Annotated in this window: 14 protein-coding genes; 4 read left to right on the top strand and 10 right to left on the bottom strand. The window is 72.3% G+C overall.

Annotated elements, in window-relative coordinates; translation table 11 throughout:
- Nucleotides 1-18 precede the first annotated feature (18 nt).
- Nucleotides 19-2,094 carry a galactose oxidase early set domain-containing protein gene (locus tag Cco03nite_RS06705; RefSeq protein WP_203690077.1) on the top strand — a complete coding sequence of 692 codons (2,076 nt, stop codon included), beginning with the start codon at nucleotides 19-21 and terminating at the stop codon, nucleotides 2,092-2,094.
- Nucleotides 2,091-2,561, top strand: a complete 471-nt coding sequence (locus tag Cco03nite_RS06700) for a hypothetical protein (protein WP_203689817.1) — start codon at nucleotides 2,091-2,093, stop codon at nucleotides 2,559-2,561. Before Cco03nite_RS06705 ends, Cco03nite_RS06700 begins: the two co-directional genes overlap by 4 nt.
- 63 nt (nucleotides 2,562-2,624) lie before the next feature.
- On the opposite strand, the gene pdxS is transcribed toward Cco03nite_RS06700, so the two are convergent.
- The 5 genes from pdxS to pgsA form a co-directional block, all read right to left on the bottom strand.
- Nucleotides 2,625-3,533, bottom strand: a complete 909-nt coding sequence (gene pdxS, locus Cco03nite_RS06695; protein WP_203689816.1) for a pyridoxal 5'-phosphate synthase lyase subunit PdxS — start codon at nucleotides 3,531-3,533, stop codon at nucleotides 2,625-2,627.
- Nucleotides 3,534-3,755: 222 nt separating this feature from the next.
- A complete protein-coding gene (locus tag Cco03nite_RS06690) occupies nucleotides 3,756-4,247 on the bottom strand; it encodes a hypothetical protein (protein WP_203689814.1) in 492 nt (163 codons plus the stop codon).
- Between the two features lie 32 nt (nucleotides 4,248-4,279).
- Entirely contained in the window at nucleotides 4,280-5,434 is a 1,155-nt protein-coding gene (locus Cco03nite_RS06685; protein WP_203689813.1) for a glycosyltransferase family 4 protein, read from the bottom strand.
- A 1-nt stretch (nucleotide 5,435) separates the two neighbouring features.
- Complete coding sequence (locus Cco03nite_RS06680) at nucleotides 5,436-6,383, bottom strand: phosphatidylinositol mannoside acyltransferase (protein ID WP_239167167.1); 948 nt, start codon at nucleotides 6,381-6,383, stop codon at nucleotides 5,436-5,438.
- A gap of 13 nt (nucleotides 6,384-6,396) precedes the next feature.
- On the bottom strand, nucleotides 6,397-7,017 hold the full coding sequence (pgsA, locus tag Cco03nite_RS06675) for a phosphatidylinositol phosphate synthase (RefSeq protein WP_203689811.1): 621 nt from the start codon (nucleotides 7,015-7,017) through the stop codon (nucleotides 6,397-6,399).
- 135 nt (nucleotides 7,018-7,152) lie between these two features.
- Between pgsA and Cco03nite_RS06670 the strand changes: the two genes are divergently transcribed.
- Nucleotides 7,153-9,315: an elongation factor G-like protein EF-G2 gene (locus Cco03nite_RS06670; RefSeq protein ID WP_203689809.1), complete on the top strand. Its 2,163-nt coding sequence runs from the start codon at nucleotides 7,153-7,155 to the stop codon at nucleotides 9,313-9,315.
- Between the two features lie 131 nt (nucleotides 9,316-9,446).
- Here Cco03nite_RS06670 and Cco03nite_RS06665 read toward each other — a convergent pair whose 3' ends face one another.
- The 5 genes from Cco03nite_RS06665 to thrS form a co-directional block, all read right to left on the bottom strand.
- Nucleotides 9,447-10,238, bottom strand: coding sequence for a polysaccharide deacetylase family protein (locus tag Cco03nite_RS06665; protein ID WP_203689807.1), 792 nt, complete (start codon nucleotides 10,236-10,238; stop codon nucleotides 9,447-9,449).
- 173 nt (nucleotides 10,239-10,411) lie between these two features.
- Nucleotides 10,412-11,119, bottom strand: a complete 708-nt coding sequence (locus Cco03nite_RS06660) for a VOC family protein (protein WP_203689805.1) — start codon at nucleotides 11,117-11,119, stop codon at nucleotides 10,412-10,414.
- 66 nt (nucleotides 11,120-11,185) lie between these two features.
- Complete coding sequence (locus tag Cco03nite_RS06655) at nucleotides 11,186-11,686, bottom strand: HIT family protein (protein WP_203689803.1); 501 nt, start codon at nucleotides 11,684-11,686, stop codon at nucleotides 11,186-11,188.
- Nucleotides 11,683-12,159: a GNAT family N-acetyltransferase gene (locus Cco03nite_RS06650; protein WP_203689801.1), complete on the bottom strand. Its 477-nt coding sequence runs from the start codon at nucleotides 12,157-12,159 to the stop codon at nucleotides 11,683-11,685. The genes Cco03nite_RS06655 and Cco03nite_RS06650 overlap by 4 nt, the downstream gene beginning before the upstream one ends.
- 64 nt (nucleotides 12,160-12,223) lie before the next feature.
- Nucleotides 12,224-14,260 carry a threonine--tRNA ligase gene (thrS, locus tag Cco03nite_RS06645; RefSeq protein ID WP_203689799.1) on the bottom strand — a complete coding sequence of 679 codons (2,037 nt, stop codon included), beginning with the start codon at nucleotides 14,258-14,260 and terminating at the stop codon, nucleotides 12,224-12,226.
- Between the two features lie 147 nt (nucleotides 14,261-14,407).
- On the opposite strand from thrS, the gene Cco03nite_RS06640 reads away from it, so the two are divergent.
- Nucleotides 14,408-15,553 (top strand): class I SAM-dependent methyltransferase, encoded by a 1,146-nt coding sequence (locus Cco03nite_RS06640; RefSeq protein WP_203689797.1) that lies wholly within the window; start codon nucleotides 14,408-14,410, stop codon nucleotides 15,551-15,553.
- The last annotated feature ends 58 nt before the right edge of the window (nucleotides 15,554-15,611 follow it).

Genomic DNA, 15,611 nt, shown 5'->3' with positions numbered 1-15,611 from the left:
CCGGGGAGCGACGTGAAGATGATCCCGTGGCTACGGGCACGCCGGCGGCGGCCGGCGCTGCTGCTCACCGCACTGCTGGCCGCGGCGGGGCTCACGGCGCAGGCCGCGTACGCCGATGCGAACCTGGTCGCCAATCCGGGTCTGGAGGCGCTGGACGGGGGCGGCTTCCCGCTCTGCTGGAACGCCGCGGGCTGGGGTGACAACTCGTACACGTTCGCGGTCACCGGGGACGCGCACAGCGGCGCGTCCGCGATGGCGATCACGCTCGCCGACCGGGGCTCAGGCGACCGCAAGGCGATGATGGTGGAGGACGCGTCGTGCGCCCCGAACGTCACGCCGGGCCACCAGTACGACCTGTCGGTCTGGTACAAGACGACCACCACCAGCACGGTGATGACGATGTTCCGGCACGACACGGCCGCGGGCTGGCAGTACTGGACGGACCTGGCGTCGCTGCCGGTGACGGCGGAGTTCACCGAGAAGACGGTGCGCACCCCGCCGATCCCGCCGCACACCGACCAGATCACCTGGGGCGTGACCGTCTACGACACCGGCACGCTGGTCACCGACGACTACCGGATGGTCGACGCCACCCAGCCGGCGCCGGGGCAGGCGTGCAGCGCGGGCGAGGCCTGCACGAAGGGCGCGTGGCAGGTCATGCCGTTCACCGCCCCGGCCCGCGCCATGCACGCGGTGGTGCTGCACAACGGGAACGTGCTGCTGGTGGCCGGCTCCGGCAACGACGCGGACGCGTTCGCGGCGGGCAGCTTCGCGACCGCGCTGTATCAGCCGTACTCCGGGACGTTCACGAGCGTGCCGACCCCGGCGGACCTGTTCTGCTCCGGGCACGTGCAGCTCTCCGACGGCCGGGTCCTGATCATGGGCGGCAACAAGGACTACCCGAGCGCGGACGGCGCGACGGGCTACCGGGGATTGAAGGAGTCCTACGTCTTCGATCCCGCGACCAGCGCGTACACCCGGCTCAACGACCTCAGCGCCGGGCACTGGTATCCGTCGGCGACGTTGCTGGGCAACGGTGACGTGATCTCGCTGGGCGGCCTCGGCGAGGACTCCGGGGGCACGGTGGTCACCGAGTACTGGTCCGCGGCGCAGGGCCGCTGGCTGGGGATGAACGAGACGAACCAGACCTGGCGCTTCTGGGGCCTGTACCCGTCGATGATCCTGATGCAGGACGGCCGGCTGTTCTACACCGGCAGCCACGTCTTCGGGGACAACCTGCCCGGCACCGGCGCGTCCATCTACGACTACGCCGCGGGCACCGTCGTCGACGTGCCCGGCCTGCAGCGCAAGGACGAACGTGACCAGTCGATGAGCGTGCTGCTGCCGCCCGCGCAGGACCAGCGGGTGCTCACCCTCGGCGGCGGCAACAACGTCGCCAACCCCGACGCCAACCGCCTCACCGACGTGATCGACCTGAAGGCCGCCGATCCGCGCTACACCCCCGGCCCGCCGATCCCGACCGGGACGCTCACCGGCGGCGTGCCGCAGACCGCGACCCAGGGCAAGATGTACGTCTCGGCGGTGCTGCTGCCCGACGGTCTGGTCTTCGAGACCGGCGGTGGCCTGCACAACCGGGCCGACCCGGTCTACGAGGCGTCGATGTTCGACCCGGCCACGAACACGTTCACGGCGGGCATGGCGACCGACCCGATGCCGCGCACGTACCACTCGTCGGCGTTCCTGCTGCCCGACGGGCGGGTGATGGCGTTCGGCGACAACCCGGGCGACGGCTCGTTCGCCACCCACCTCTCGATCTACTCCCCGCCGTACCTGTTCCGCGGAGCGCGGCCGCAGATCCGGTCGGTGGCGAGCACGCAGTGGGCGTACGGCTCGACGCAGCAGATCACCGTGGACGGGCCGGTGCTCAAGGCGGCCCTGATCCGCCCGGCCGCGGTGACCCACTCGTCCGATCCCAACCAGCGCTACGTCGACCTGCCGATGACGGTGGACGGCGCCTCCATCGGCCTGAACCTCACCAGCAACCCGAACATCGCGCCGCCCGGCTGGTACATGCTCTTCGTCGTCGGCGCCAACGGGGTGCCGTCCGTCGCCAAGTGGGTGCACGTCTCGTGAACACGTCCACGCGTACCGCGCTGCGCCTGCTCGCGGCCGCCGCCGTCCTGCTGACCGTCGCCACCGGCCTCGGGCCGTCCACCGCCACCGCCGGGCCGGCGGCCTGGGTCGCGTTCCACCCGTCGCGGCCGGCCGAGGTGCGGCCGTTCGTGCAGTCGTTCGCCCGCAAGCCGCAGGCCAGGCCGCAGCGCGCGCTGCCGAAGCCGAAGCGGCCGCCCGAGGTGCCCGTGGGGATCGACGGCTGCGACCACGGCTACCACATGCCGCAGCGGCCGGGCCTGTGCGTGCCGTGGCGGTTCCCGCCCGGGGTGCGCGCGCGCTGCGACTGGCTGCGCGGGCACGCCTACTTCGACCCGGCCTCGGACGGCACGGCCCCGCGCCTGCTCGTACGCGGCACGGACCGGCACCGCCTGGACACCGACCACGACGGCGAGGCCTGCGAGAAAAGCGAGCGACCCGCCCGCTGAGCAGCGGACGGGTCGCGAGGTGATGCGTTCACCGGGCTGGTCCCGTCGCCGGGACCGGCGGGTTCACCAGCCGCGCTCGGCCAGGCGGTGCGGCTGCGGGATCTCGTCGACGTTGATGCCGACCATGGCCTCGCCCAGGCCGCGGGAGACCTTCGCGATCACGTCCGGGTCGTCGTAGAAGGTGGTGGCCTTCACGATCGCCTCGGCGCGCTGCGCGGGGTTGCCCGACTTGAAGATGCCCGAGCCGACGAAGACGCCCTCGGCGCCGAGCTGCATCATCATCGCGGCGTCGGCCGGGGTGGCGATGCCGCCCGCGGTGAACAGCACGACCGGCAGCTTGCCGGTCTCGGCGATCTCCTTGACCAGCTCGTACGGCGCCTGCAGCTCCTTGGCCGCGACGTACAGCTCGTCGGCGGGCAGCGAGGTCAGCTTCTTGATCTCGGCGCGGATCTTGCGCATGTGGGTGGTGGCGTTGGACACGTCACCGGTGCCGGCCTCACCCTTGGAGCGGATCATGGCCGCGCCCTCGGTGATCCGGCGCAGCGCCTCGCCCAGGTTGGTCGCGCCGCAGACGAAGGGCACGGTGAACTGCCACTTGTCGATGTGGTTGGCGAAGTCGGCCGGGGTCAGCACCTCGGACTCGTCGACGTAGTCGACGCCGAGCGACTGCAGCACCTGGGCCTCGACGAAGTGGCCGATGCGGGCCTTGGCCATGACCGGGATGGAGACGGCGCTGATGATGCCGTCGATCATGTCCGGGTCGCTCATGCGGGACACGCCGCCCTGGGCCCGGATGTCGGCGGGCACACGCTCCAGCGCCATGACCGCGACGGCGCCGGCGTCCTCGGCGATCTTCGCCTGCTCCGCGTTGACGACGTCCATGATCACGCCGCCCTTGAGCATCTCGGCCATGCCGCGCTTCACGCGGGCGGTGCCGGTCACCGGTACGTTCACAGACTCGGTTGCAGACATGATGTCGCGCTTCTCCTGACACACGGGATCGAGGACCGCGGAGGAGGCCGCCCGGCGTCATACGATCACCGCAGGCGGGCGGCAGGCTCCGCTGGGGTGAATTCTACGCGGGGGCGAGCAGGCCACCCGACGGCCAATCAGCACCCTGTGGCCCGGCCTGTGACCTGAGTCACAGGTGTGACCTGCGACAACTCAGCGGAAGCCGCAAATGTACCCGAGGTCTCAGACCGCGCTCAAGGTCGGGTCGTCGATGTCGAAGTACGACGGGCGGGCGTGCTTGCGGTTGAGCCGCAGCAGGCGCACCAGCGGCCGCTCGCGGGACGCCAGCGCGGCGCGGACCAGGTCGGTGTGCATCTGCCGGGCCAGCGCCACCCGGCGGCTGGCCGCGATCACGGCCGCCCCGTCCGGCTCCTGCGGGTCGAGGGCCTGCTTGCGCAGCATCCGGGTGAGGTCGTTCTCCGACGCCTCCCGGTCGTCCTCGCGGGCGTCCAGCGCGGCCCGCGCGGCCGCGTACAGGTCCGCGCCCGCGGGATCGCCGGCCAGCTCGTGCTCGGCCAGCACCGCGGCGGCCGCCGCGCGGCGCACCAGCTGCGAGTCCAGCGCCCGGCCCGCCGAGGCGGCCCGCAGGTGCAGGCGGTCCACCCGCCCGGCGGTCCAGGTGACGTACGACGCGATCACGACCACCAAGGCCACCACGCCGATCACCCAACCCATGCCGGGCATCGTAGTGGTGCGCTGTTACGGCCTCACCACTGAGCGGGGGTCTCGTCCCCGCTGACCGTCTCGCCGAGCGCCTCGATGGCGCTGTTGTAGACCTCCAGCACCCGCGCCGCGACCACCGGCCAGTCGTACGCGGCGACCACCCGTTCGGCGTGTTCGGCCAGCTCACGGCGGCGCTCGCCGTCGTCGAGCAGGGTACTGACGGCCTCGCCCAGGGCCGCGGCGTCGCCGTTGGGGAACAGCGCGCCCGCCCGGCCGCCGTCCAGCACGCGGCGGAACGCGTCCAGGTCGGTGGCGACCACCGGCGCGCCCGCCGCCATCGCCTCGGTGAGGATCATGCCGAAGGACTCCCCGCCGGTGTTCGGCGCGATGTACAGGTCGACGCTGCGCAGCATGCGCGCCTTGTCCTCCTCGGACACCTTGCCCAGGAACGTGGTGCGCTCGGCGACCACCGGCGGCAGGTCCACCTCGTCGAGGTCGCCGGGCCCGGCCAGCAGCAGCCGCATGCCGGGCCGCTGCGGCATCACCTCGGCCAGCGCGCGGGCGAGGATGTCGAAGCCCTTGCGGGGCTCGGTGAAGCGGCCCAGGAAACCGACCGTGCCGCCGTACCCGGGCCGGCACTCCCCCGGCCAGCCGGGCAGCGGCTCGGCGTCGGCGAAGTGCGCCACCGACACCCCGTTCGGGATCTCCACCGCGCCGCCGTCCAGGTGCTCGACCTGCACCCGGCGAGCCAGCTCGCTGACCGCGATGCGGCCGGTGATGCGCTCCAGGACCACCCGGGCCACCGGCGCGCCCGCCGCCAGCGCCCGCGACCGGGTGATCGCGGTGTGGAACGTGGCCACCACCGGGCCGCGCGCCGACATCACCGCGAGCAGCGACAGGCTCGGCGTCAGCGGCTCGTGCACGTGCAGCACGTCGAAGTCGCCCTGGTGCAGCCAGCGCCGGGTGCGCGCGGCCGAGATCGGGCCGAAGTTGAGCCGGGCCACCGAGCCGTTGTACGGCACCGGCACGGCCCGCCCGGCGGCCACCACGTACGGCGGCAGGGGCTGGTCGTCGTCGGCGGGCGCGAGGACGCTGACCTCGTGCCCCATCGCGATCAGCGTCTCGGCGAGGTCGCGTACGTGGAACTGCACCCCGCCCGGCACGTCCAGCGAGTACGGGCAGACGATTCCGATCCGCACGTCACTCCTCGGGGTCGGGGACGCCCGCGGCCGACGTGGCGCGGGCGGCCGCCGCGTCGCCCGCGGGCGGCTCGGTCAGCCACAGCTTCTGCAGCATGTGCCAGTCGGCCGGGTGCGCGGCGATGCCCCGGGCCAGGCCGTCGGCGACCTGCTGGGTGAGCAGCCGGACCCGCACGTCCAGCGGTCCGGCGGACGCGTCGGGCACCGGCAGCGGGCCGATCACCCGGCCGCAGGCCAGGTCCGGCTCGTACCACATGTCCACCACGAACAGCGGCGCGCCGGTGCGCAGCGCCAGCATCGCCGGACCGGCCGGCATGCGGGTGCGCCCGCCGAAGAACTCCACCTCGACACCCCGCGCGGACAGGTCGCGGTCGGCCAGCAGCGGCACGACGTGCGCCTGCCCGAGCGCCTTGACCAGCGCGTCGATCGGCGAGCCCTGCCCGCCGACGGTCGGGATGATGGTCATGCCCAGGTTCTCGCGGTACTCCAGGAACCGCCGGTACAGCCCCTCCGGCTTGAGCCGCTCGGCGACCGTCGTCAGCGGCACCCCGTGCGCGGTGACCAGCGCGCCGGCCGCGTCCCAGTTGCCCGCATGCGGCAGCGCCACGATCGCGCCGGTGCCCGCCTCGTGCGCCCCGATCAGCTTCTCGACGCCGTGCAGCCGGAAGCCGGCACGCAGCTGCGCCTTCGACTTCGACGGCAGCCGGAACGCCTCCAGCCAGTAGCGCGCGTACGAGCGCATCGCATCGCGGACCAGCTCGTCGGACGGGTCGTGGCCGAGCACGTTGCGCAGGTTGCGGGCCAGCCGCTGCACGCTCGGTCCCCGCTTCGCGGCGGCCCGGTCCGCCCCGGCCCGGAACAGCGCCGACGCCGCGGACTCGGGCAGCGCCCGCACCAGCCGCCACCCGGCCGCGTAGCCGAACTCCACGAGCCGCTCGCGACCGCTCACGCCGCCTCCTCGCTCATACCGACTCCCCGGCCGACTCGAGCTTGTGCACGTGCCACATGCGCTGCCAGACGGTGAACACCGAACCGGCGGCGAGCAGCCACAGCGAGGCGGGCAGGCCCCAGGCCAGGCCGAAGCCGGTCAGCAGCGCGCCGACACCGACGATGATCAGGCGTTCGGCGCGCTCGACCAGGCCGACGTGGCAGGACATGCCCAGGCCCTCGGCTCGCGCCTTGACGTAGGAGACGACCTGCCCGGTGACCAGGCAGATCAGGGCGGCGGCCAGCGACCAGCGGTCGCCGGTGCCCGCGTACCACCAGGCGATGGCCGCGAAGATGGCGCCGTCGGCGATGCGGTCCATGGTCGAGTCCAGCAGCGCGCCGTAGCGGTTGGCGCTGCCGCGCGCGCGGGCCATCGCCCCGTCCATGACGTCGGTGAGGCCGCACACTAAGATGATCACCACGGCGGCGATCCAGTGGCCGCGTGCTGCGAAGCCGAACGCGCCCACCAGCACGCCCAGGGTGCCGACCACGGTCACCGCGTTCGGGCTCACGCCCGCGCGCAGCAGGGCCCGGCTGAGGGGATCGAGCAGGCGGGCCGTGCCGGCCTTGCCCACCACGCTGAGGATCTTCGCCATGATGGCGCTAACGATAGCGGTGCGGGTTGGCACGCTCGACAGCGGCGACACGCGGACGCCGGGGTTGTATCCGTACGCCCGATGGGTGTGGGATCGGAAACAATGCAGTAACCGACACGGCTACAGGAGGCGGACATGGCGCGCGGCGACAAGGAGAAGGTCTCACAGGCTCCGGCGCAGGTCGCCGAGCAGCCGTCAGACGTGCGCAACGTGGTGGTGGTCGGGCACGCCGGCAGCGGCAAGACGACGCTGGTCGAGGCGCTGCTCGCCGCCACGGGGACGATCGGCCGGGCGGGCTCGGTCACCGAGGGCACCACGGTCACCGACCACGACCCGGCCGCGGTCAAGCAGCAGCGCTCCGTCGCCCTGGCCTGCGCGCCGCTGTCCTACCAGGGCGTGAAGGTCAACCTGCTGGACACCCCCGGCTACGCCGACTTCGTGGGCGAGCTGCGGGCCGGCCTGCGCGCCGCCGACGCGGCCCTGTTCGTGGTCAGCGCCTGGGACGGCATGGACGCGGCGACGGCGACCCTCTGGGAGGAGTGCGCCGCGGTCGGCATGCCGCGCGCCGTGGCGATCACCCGGCTGGACCACCCGAGGGCCGACTTCGACGAGGCCCTCGCGCTGTGCCAGCGGGTCTTCGGCGAGGAGGTGCAGCCGCTGTACCTGCCGATGCACGGCGACGACGGCCACTCCGTCGAGGGCCTGATCGGACTCATCTCGCAGCAGGTCTACGACTACTCCGGCGGCTACCCGCCCCAGGTGCGCCAGCCCGACCCGGAGCACCTGCCCGCGATCGAGGAGTCCCGCGGCGAGCTGATCGAGGGCATCATCGCCGAGAGCGAGGACGAGACCCTGATGGACCGGTACCTCGCCGGCGAGGTAATCGACTCCCAGGTGCTCATCGACGATCTGGAGAAGGCCGTCGCGCGCGGCCACTTCCACCCGGCCGTGCCGGTGTGCGCGGACACCGGCGTCGGCCTGGACGCGCTGCTGGAGCTGCTCACCCGGGCCTTCCCGACCCCGCTGGAGCACCCGCTGCCCGCGGTCACCGGCGTCGACGGCTCGCCGCGCGACGCGCTGGACTGCGACCCGAACGGCCCGCTGGTGGCCGAGGTCGTCAAGACCACCATCGACCCGTACGTGGGCCGGGTCAGCCTGGTCCGCGTCTTCTCCGGCACGCTGCGCCCGGACACCCCCGTGCACATCAGCGGCCACGGCCTGGCCGAGCGCGGCCACCCCGACCACGACGCCGACGAGCGGGTCACCCACATCTACTCCCCGCTCGGCGCGAACCTGCGCGAGGTCGCCAAGTGCGTGGCCGGCGACATCTGCGCGGTCACCAAGTCGACCGCCGCCGAGACCGGCGACACCATCTCCGGCAAGGACAGGCCGCTGCTGATGGCCCCGTGGCAGATGCCCGAGCCGCTGCTGCCGGTCGCCGTGGTGCCCAAGACCCGCTCCGACGAGGACGCGCTGGCCAAGAACCTGGCCAAGCTGGTCGCGGGCGACCCGACGCTGCGCCTGGAGCGCAACCCGGAGACCCACCAGCTGGTGCTGTGGTGCATGGGCGAGGCGCACGCCGACGTGGTGCTCGACCGGCTGCGCGCGGGCGGCGTCGAGCTGTCCACCGAGCCGGCGAAGGTGGCGCTGCGGGAGGCGTTCGCGGCCCCGGCCGCCGGGCAGGGCCGCCACGTCAAGCAGTCCGGCGGGCACGGCCAGTACGCCGTCTGCGCGATCCAGCTGGAGCCGCTGCCCCGCGGCACCGGCATCGAGTTCGTCGACAAGATCGTCGGCGGGGCCATCCCGCACAACTACATCCCCAGCGTCGAGAAGGGGGTACGCGCCCAGGCCGAGAAGGGCATCGTGGCCGGCTACCCCGTGGTCGACTTCCGGGTGACCCTGGTGGACGGCAAGGCGCACAGCGTCGACTCCTCCGACGCGGCGTTCCAGACCGCGGGCAGCATGGCCCTCAAGGACGCCGCCGAGAAGGCGCAGATCACGCTGCTGGAGCCGGTCGACGAGGTCGTCATCACGGTGCCCGACTCCGCGGTCGGCGCGGTGATGAGCGACCTGTCCGGCCGCCGCGGCCGGGTGCTGGGCTCGGAGTCCGACCCGGGCGGCGGCGAGCGCACCCAGGTCCGCGCCGAGGTGCCCGCCGTGGAGCTGCTGCGCTACCTGGTGGACCTGCGCTCCATGACGGCGGGCGCAGGCACCTTCACCCGCGAGTTCGCCCGCTACGAGCCCATGCCCGGCCACCTAGCCGACCAGGCCCGCAAGGAGCACACCCCCACCCGCTGACCCGCCTTGCCATCGACGTTGGCCTATCACATCGAATCCGCGGCGCGGATTTTCGCCGAGATAGGCCAACGTCGATCAAAATCGGGTCGCCGGACGGGTGGGCGCGGCTCGCGAGTGGTGGTCGCGGGGCGTCAGGCGGTGGTGGCGGGTTGGCCGGCGGCGAGCAGCTCGGAGACGGTGACCAGCTCGAAGCCGCGATCGCGCAGCCCGGTCACGATGCCCTTGAGGTTGGCGATGCACACCAGCCGGTCCTCGGGGCCGACGTCGTGGGCGAGGATCACCGCGCCGGGGCGGGCCTGCTCGGCCGTGTCGGCGACGATGCCGCCGGGATCCTTCACGAACAGGTTCTCGCGCATCCGCTGCGACCACATGACCACGTCGTAGCCGAACTCCTCGGCGACGGTCAGCGTGCTGCCGCCCAGGTGGCCCCACGGCGGGCGCAGCAGCGTCGGCGGCCGGCCGACATGCTCGGCGATGGCGTCGTGGCAGCGGCGCAACTGGTCGCGCACCCGCTTCTCGTCGCGCTGGGCCAGGTCCTTGTGCGCCCAGGTGTGGTTGCCGACCTCGTGGCGGGCGTAGCGGCCGCGGACCAGGGCCGCGTTGCGTTCCAGCCGCTCGCCGACGACGAAGAAGGTCGCCTTGGCGTCGAGGGCGTCGAGGGCGTCGAGCACCCGCGGCGTCCAGTCGGGCTCGGGGCCGTCGTCGAAGGTCAGCGCGATCAGCGGCTTGTCGGTGGTGACGTGCCAGAGCACCCGCACCGCGCCCCTGTGCCAGCCCAGCTCGTTGCCGGCCGGGGCGTACCCGCCGTCGAGGGGCAGCCGGTCCGGGCCGAACAGGGCACGCACCTTCGGTGCCGCGACCGCGGCGGCCGCGCCGACCCCGCCCGCGGCGAGCAGGCGCACCAACTCGCGCCGAGAAACCATGATGGGACCCCCGTCCCCCGTCCCACCGCGCCGAGGGGCCGGGCGGTGCAGACGGGCCGTCTACGCCGATGGTGACGTGCGAAGGCCCCTCCGCGGTTCCCTTTGCACGATCACGTCACAGTGCGTGACGGTGCGGCGAGCCCGCGCCCGGCGTGCGCGGGCTCGCCGGCAGGTCACCAGACCAGGCAGAACGGGTGCCCGGCAGGGTCGGCGTACACCCGCCAGTTCTCGCCCTGACCGGGCAGCCGGGTCGCGCCGAGGGCGAGCACCTTCGGCTCGGCGTCGGCGATCTCGGCCACCTCGATGTCCAGGTGGTACTGCTGCGGGTGGGCCGGGTCGGGCCACCGCGGGGCCCGGTGGTCGGCGATCTCCTGGAAGATCACCGGCAGCCGCCCCTCGGTGGAGATCATCGCGCCGCCCTCGCCCTCCCAGGTGACCGGCAGGCCGAGCAGTTCGCTGTAGAAGCGGGCGAGCGGCCCGGCGGACGTGCAGTCGATCGCCACGTCGGCGAGCGCGGTGCCGTCCACCTCGCCCTGGCAGAGGCAGAACGGGTGCCCGGCCGGGTCGGCGAGCACGGTGAAGGTCTCGCCGCCGCCGGGCAGCCGGGTCGCGCCGAGTTTCACGGCGTGCTCGACGGCCGCGGCCATGTCCGGCACGCGCAGGTCGAGGTGCATCTGCTGCGGGTATGCCGGGTCGGGCCAGCGCGGCGGCACGTGGTCAGGCGCGTGCTGGAAGCCGAGCCGGGTGCCGTCGGCGGCCTTGAGCGTGATCCATTCGTCGTCGGCGTAGTGCTCGTCCAGGCCGGCCAGCTCGCTGTAGAAAGCGGCCAGGCCCTTGATGTCGGGCGTGTCGAGCACGACGGTGCGCAGGGTGCCAATCATGGCAACCATCCTTCCGCGGGGGTCCGACACCACCGGTCACCCGCGCGGCGCGCCGCCGTGCCGGGATCAGGCCGGCCAGGCCTCGCGGAGCAGGTCGCGGGTGTCGGTGAGCAGCTGCGGCAGGGCCTTGGTGCGGGCGACCACGGGCAGGAAGTTGTTGTCCCCGCCCCAGCGCGGCACCACGTGCTGGTGCAGGTGCGCGGCGATGCCGGCGCCCGCCGCGTGGCCCTGGTTGAGCCCGATGTTGAACCCGTGCGCGTTGGAGACCTTGCGGACCACCCGCATCGCCGTCTTGGTGAACTCGGCCAGCTCCGCGGTCTCGGCGTCGTCGAGCTCCGGGTAGTCGTCGATGTGCCGGTACGGGCAGATCAGCAGGTGCCCCGGGTTGTACGGGAACCGGTTGAGCACCGCGTACACGGCCTCACCGCGCGCGACCACCAGCCCGTCGGGGTCGGCGACCGGGGCGACGCAGAACGGGCAGTCGGTGGACTTCGGGCCGCCGCTGACGTACGCCATGCGCCACGGGGTCCAGAGCCGTTCGAGGCCGTCCGGGTCCGGGGAACTCATGCCGGCGCCGCCGCGGTGAAGGGCACGTCGGGGCGGCCGATGACCCGGGTGGTCAGCTGCATCCAGCGGTCCGGCTCGGCCAGCGGGGTGAACCCGGCCTCGGCGTAGACGCCGTGCGCGTCGGCGGTCGCCAGGATGATCCGGTACACGCCGAGCGCCAGCACGTCGTCGCGGACCGCCGCCACCGCCCACCGGGCCAGGCCCTGTCCCCGGTACGCGGCCTCGATGAACACGTCGCACAGCCACGCGAAGGTGGCCCCGTCGGTGACCACCCGCAGCAGGCCGACCTGCGTACCGTCCGGGGCGTAGATCCCGTAGACGGTGGAGCCGGCCAGTGAGCGCTCGATGACCGCGCGCTCGCGCCCGTTGGCCCAGTAGCTCTCGGTGGCCAGCCAGCGCTCGACGGTGTCGAGGTCGAGCCGGGCCGGGTCCGTGTCGAGCACGAACCCGGCCGCGTTGGTACGAGTGCTCACGCTTCCTCCTCGCTACGCTCGTCGTCAGCGCGGGAGTCCGACACGGCTCGCTCGCTGCGCTCGCTCATGCCTCGGCGTTCTCCGCCACGGCGGCGGACGGGCCGGTGTTGACGCGGGAGCGCACGATCTCGGTCACGTGGGCGACGGCCTCGTCGAGGCTGACGCCGTTGCGCTGCGAGCCGTCGCGGTAGCGGAAGGACACCGTGCCGTCGGCCAGGTCCTGGTCACCGACGATGGCCATGAACGGGATCTTCTGCTGCTGCGCGGTGCGGATCTTCTTCTGCATGCGCTCGTCGGAGCTGTCGACCTCGGCCCGGATGCCCGCCTTGCGCAGCTTCGCCACGAAGTCGTACAGGTAGGCGGTGTGCCCGGCCTCGTCGTCGCTGCGGATCGGGATGCCGACCACCTGGATCGGGGCCAGCCAGGCCGGGAACGCGCCCGCGTAGTGCTCGGTGAGCACGCCGATGAAGCGCTCGATCGAGCCGAACTTGGCACAGTGGATCATGACCGGCTGCTGGCGCGTGCCGTCCGCGGCCTGGTACTCCAGCTCGAAGCCCTTCGGCTGGTTGAAGTCGTACTGGATCGTCGACATCTGCCAGGTCCGGCCGATGGCGTCCTTGGCCTGCACGGAGATCTTCGGGCCGTAGAAGGCCGCGCCGCCCGGATCCGGCACCAGGGTCAGCCCGGTCTCCAGGGCGCACTGCTCCAGCACCGCGGTCGCCGTGACCCAGTCCTCCTCCGAGCCGACGAACTTCTCCGGCTTGCTGTCGTCACGGGTCGACAGCTCCAGGTAGAAGTCCGTGATGCCGAAGTCCTTGAGCAGGCCGAGCACGAAGTCCAGCAGGTGCTTGATCTCGGCGGCCGCCTGCTCCTTGGTGACGTAGGAGTGCGAGTCGTCCTGGGTGAAGCCGCGCACCCGGGTCAGGCCGTGGATCACGCCCGACTTCTCGAACCGGTACACCGAGCCGAACTCGAACAGCCGGATCGGCAGCTCACGGTAGGAACGCCCGCGCGACCGGTAGATCAGGTTGTGCATCGGGCAGTTCATGGCCTTGAGGTAGTAGTCGCTGCCCTCCATGTCCATCGGCGGGAACATGGTCTCCTTGTAGTAAGGCAGGTGACCCGAGGTGTGGAAGAGGCCTTCCTTGGTGATGTGCGGCGTCCCGACGTACTGGAAGCCCTCCTCGATGTGGCGCAGGCGGACGTAGTCCTCCATCTCGCGCTTGATCACACCGCCCTTGGGGTGGAAGACGGCCAGGCCGGAGCCGATCTCGTCGGGGAAGCTGAACAGGTCGAGGTCGGTGCCCAGCTTGCGGTGGTCGCGGCGGGCCGCCTCCTCCAGCAGCTTCAGGTAGTCCTTGAGCTGGTCGCGGGTCGGCCACGCGGTGCCGTACACCCGCTGCAGCTGGGGGTTCTTCTCCGAGCCGCGCCAGTACGCCGCCGCGGAGCGCATCAGCTTGAACGCGCCGATCAGCCGGGTGGACGGCAGGTGCGGGCCCCGGCACAGGTCGCCCCAGCAGCGCTCGCCGGTCTTGGCGTCGAGGTTGTCGTAGATGGTCAGCTCGCCGCCGCCCACCTCCATGACGTCGTCGCCCGCGTCGCCCTTGATGTCGACCAGTTCGAGCTTGAACGGCTCGTCCTTCAGCTCGGCCTTGGCCTCGTCGAGCGTCTCGAAGCGGCGGCGCTGGAAGCGCTGCCCCGACTTGACGATCTCCTGCATCCGCTTCTCGATCTTGTCCAGGTCGTCCGGGTGGAACGGCTTGGCCACCGAGAAGTCGTAGTAGAAGCCGTTGTCGATCGGCGGGCCGATGCCCAGCTTCGCCTCGGGGAAGATGTCCTGCACCGCCTGGGCGAGCACGTGCGCCGTGGAGTGGCGCAGCACGTCGAGGCCGTCCTTGCTGTCGATGCCGACCGGCTCGACCGCGGTGTCGACCGCGGGAGACCAGTCCAGGTCGCGCAGGCGGCCCTCGGGGTCGCGGACCACCACGATCGCCTTGGGGCCGTGCACCGGCAGGCCGGCCTCGGCGATCGCCTCCGCGCCCGTCGTCCCGGCCCGGACGACGACGGGGTCGGCCTGCGGCGGGCTGATCGAAACGCTCACGGTGATCTCCTCAAGTCCTCTGCTGCGGTTTGTCCGGCTCCGGCCATGCTATCGGGCGCGCCGATCATGCCGGTTACCGGTTCCGGCCGCCTGCGGTTCATCCGCATGCTCCTTTCACCGAGGCTTCGACGGCGTTAGATTGGCGCCATGGCGAGCGCTGACCTGGCAAGGACCCTCGATCGTCGCTATCAGACCTACTTCGCCGACCGCGCCGCGGTGCCGTTCGCGGTCCGCAGCGGCGACGGCACGCCGCCCAGCGTCCTGGGCTCCGGCGACCCCGCCTTCACCGTCGTGATCAGCGACCCGCGCGGCGCGAAGGCCCTCGCCGGGCTCGACCAGTTCCAGATCGGCGTGGCGTACCTGCGCGGCTGGCTCGACATCGAGGGCGACCTGATGGCCGCGCTCAAGGTGCGCGGCATGTTCCACGACCGGCACCCGATCGCGTGGCTGGCCCGGTTCGCCCCCGCGCTGCGGATGGGCGGGGCCGAGCACGACCGCCGGGCGATCTCGTCGCACTACGACAACGAGTCCGAGTTCTTCCTGACCTTCATGGACTCCCGGCACCGCTGCTACACCCAGGGCGTGTTCGCCCGCGACGACGAGCCGCTGGAAGACGCGATGACCCGCAAGATGGAGCTGGCCCTCGACGCCCTGAAGGTCTCCCCCGGCGACCACATCCTGGAGGTCGGCGGCGGCTGGGGCGCGTTCGCCGAGTTCGCCGCCCGGCGCGGGGTGCACGTCACCACGCTGACCCTGGCCCAGGAGTCCGAGCGCTACCTGTCGGACCTGTTCGCCCGCGAGCAGCTGCCCGCCACCGTGGTGCGCCGGCACCTGCTGCGCTACGAGGCGCCGCGCCGCTACGACGCGATCGTGAACATGGGCGTGACCGAGCACCTGCCCAACTACGCCGCGACCCTGCGCAAGTACGCCGAGCTGGTCAAGCCGGGCGGGCACGTCTACCTGGACGCGCTGGCGATGCGGGCCAAGCACCGGGTGTCGACGTTCATGAGCCGCTACATCTACCCGGGCAAGTCCTCGCCGCTGGTGCTGCACTCGTACCTGCGCCAGGTGGCCCGCTCGCCGTTCGAGCTGGTCAGCGTCGACGACGACCGGCACAACTACCACCTGACCTGCGCGGAATGGGCACGGCGGCTCGACGCGGCCCGTGAGGACGTGGTCCGCCGCTGGGGCGACCCGCTGTACCGCCGGTTCCGGCTGTTCCTGTGGGGTTCGGCGGCCAGCTTCGACACCGGGCTGGTCCAGGCGTACCGCTGGGTGCTGCGGCTGCCCTGAGCGGCCCCTGCACGACCGTTTCGCCCGGTGCGGACCGGTCTGCGCGGTACCGTCTGTA

This window comes from Catellatospora coxensis, assembly GCF_016862635.1.
GTDB lineage: Bacteria > Actinomycetota > Actinomycetes > Mycobacteriales > Micromonosporaceae > Catellatospora > Catellatospora coxensis.
The sequence above is the reverse complement of the archived record's forward strand: the minus strand, read 5'-3'. Positions and strand labels throughout refer to the sequence as shown.

What these genes read in the sequence shown, in the direction of transcription:
- Cco03nite_RS06705 (WP_203690077.1), top strand. Translation starts at nt 19, where the DNA reads ATGATCCCGTGGCTACGGGCACGCCGGCGGCGGCCGGCGCTGCTGCTC.
- pdxS (WP_203689816.1), bottom strand. Translation starts at nt 3,533, where the DNA reads ATGTCTGCAACCGAGTCTGTGAACGTACCGGTGACCGGCACCGCCCGC.
- Cco03nite_RS06690 (WP_203689814.1), bottom strand. Translation starts at nt 4,247, where the DNA reads ATGGGTTGGGTGATCGGCGTGGTGGCCTTGGTGGTCGTGATCGCGTCG.
- pgsA (WP_203689811.1), bottom strand. Translation starts at nt 7,017, where the DNA reads ATGGCGAAGATCCTCAGCGTGGTGGGCAAGGCCGGCACGGCCCGCCTG.
- Cco03nite_RS06670 (WP_203689809.1), top strand. Translation starts at nt 7,153, where the DNA reads ATGGCGCGCGGCGACAAGGAGAAGGTCTCACAGGCTCCGGCGCAGGTC.
- Cco03nite_RS06665 (WP_203689807.1), bottom strand. Translation starts at nt 10,238, where the DNA reads ATGGTTTCTCGGCGCGAGTTGGTGCGCCTGCTCGCCGCGGGCGGGGTC.
- Cco03nite_RS06660 (WP_203689805.1), bottom strand. Translation starts at nt 11,119, where the DNA reads ATGATTGGCACCCTGCGCACCGTCGTGCTCGACACGCCCGACATCAAG.
- Cco03nite_RS06655 (WP_203689803.1), bottom strand. Translation starts at nt 11,686, where the DNA reads ATGAGTTCCCCGGACCCGGACGGCCTCGAACGGCTCTGGACCCCGTGG.
- Cco03nite_RS06640 (WP_203689797.1), top strand. Translation starts at nt 14,408, where the DNA reads ATGGCGAGCGCTGACCTGGCAAGGACCCTCGATCGTCGCTATCAGACC.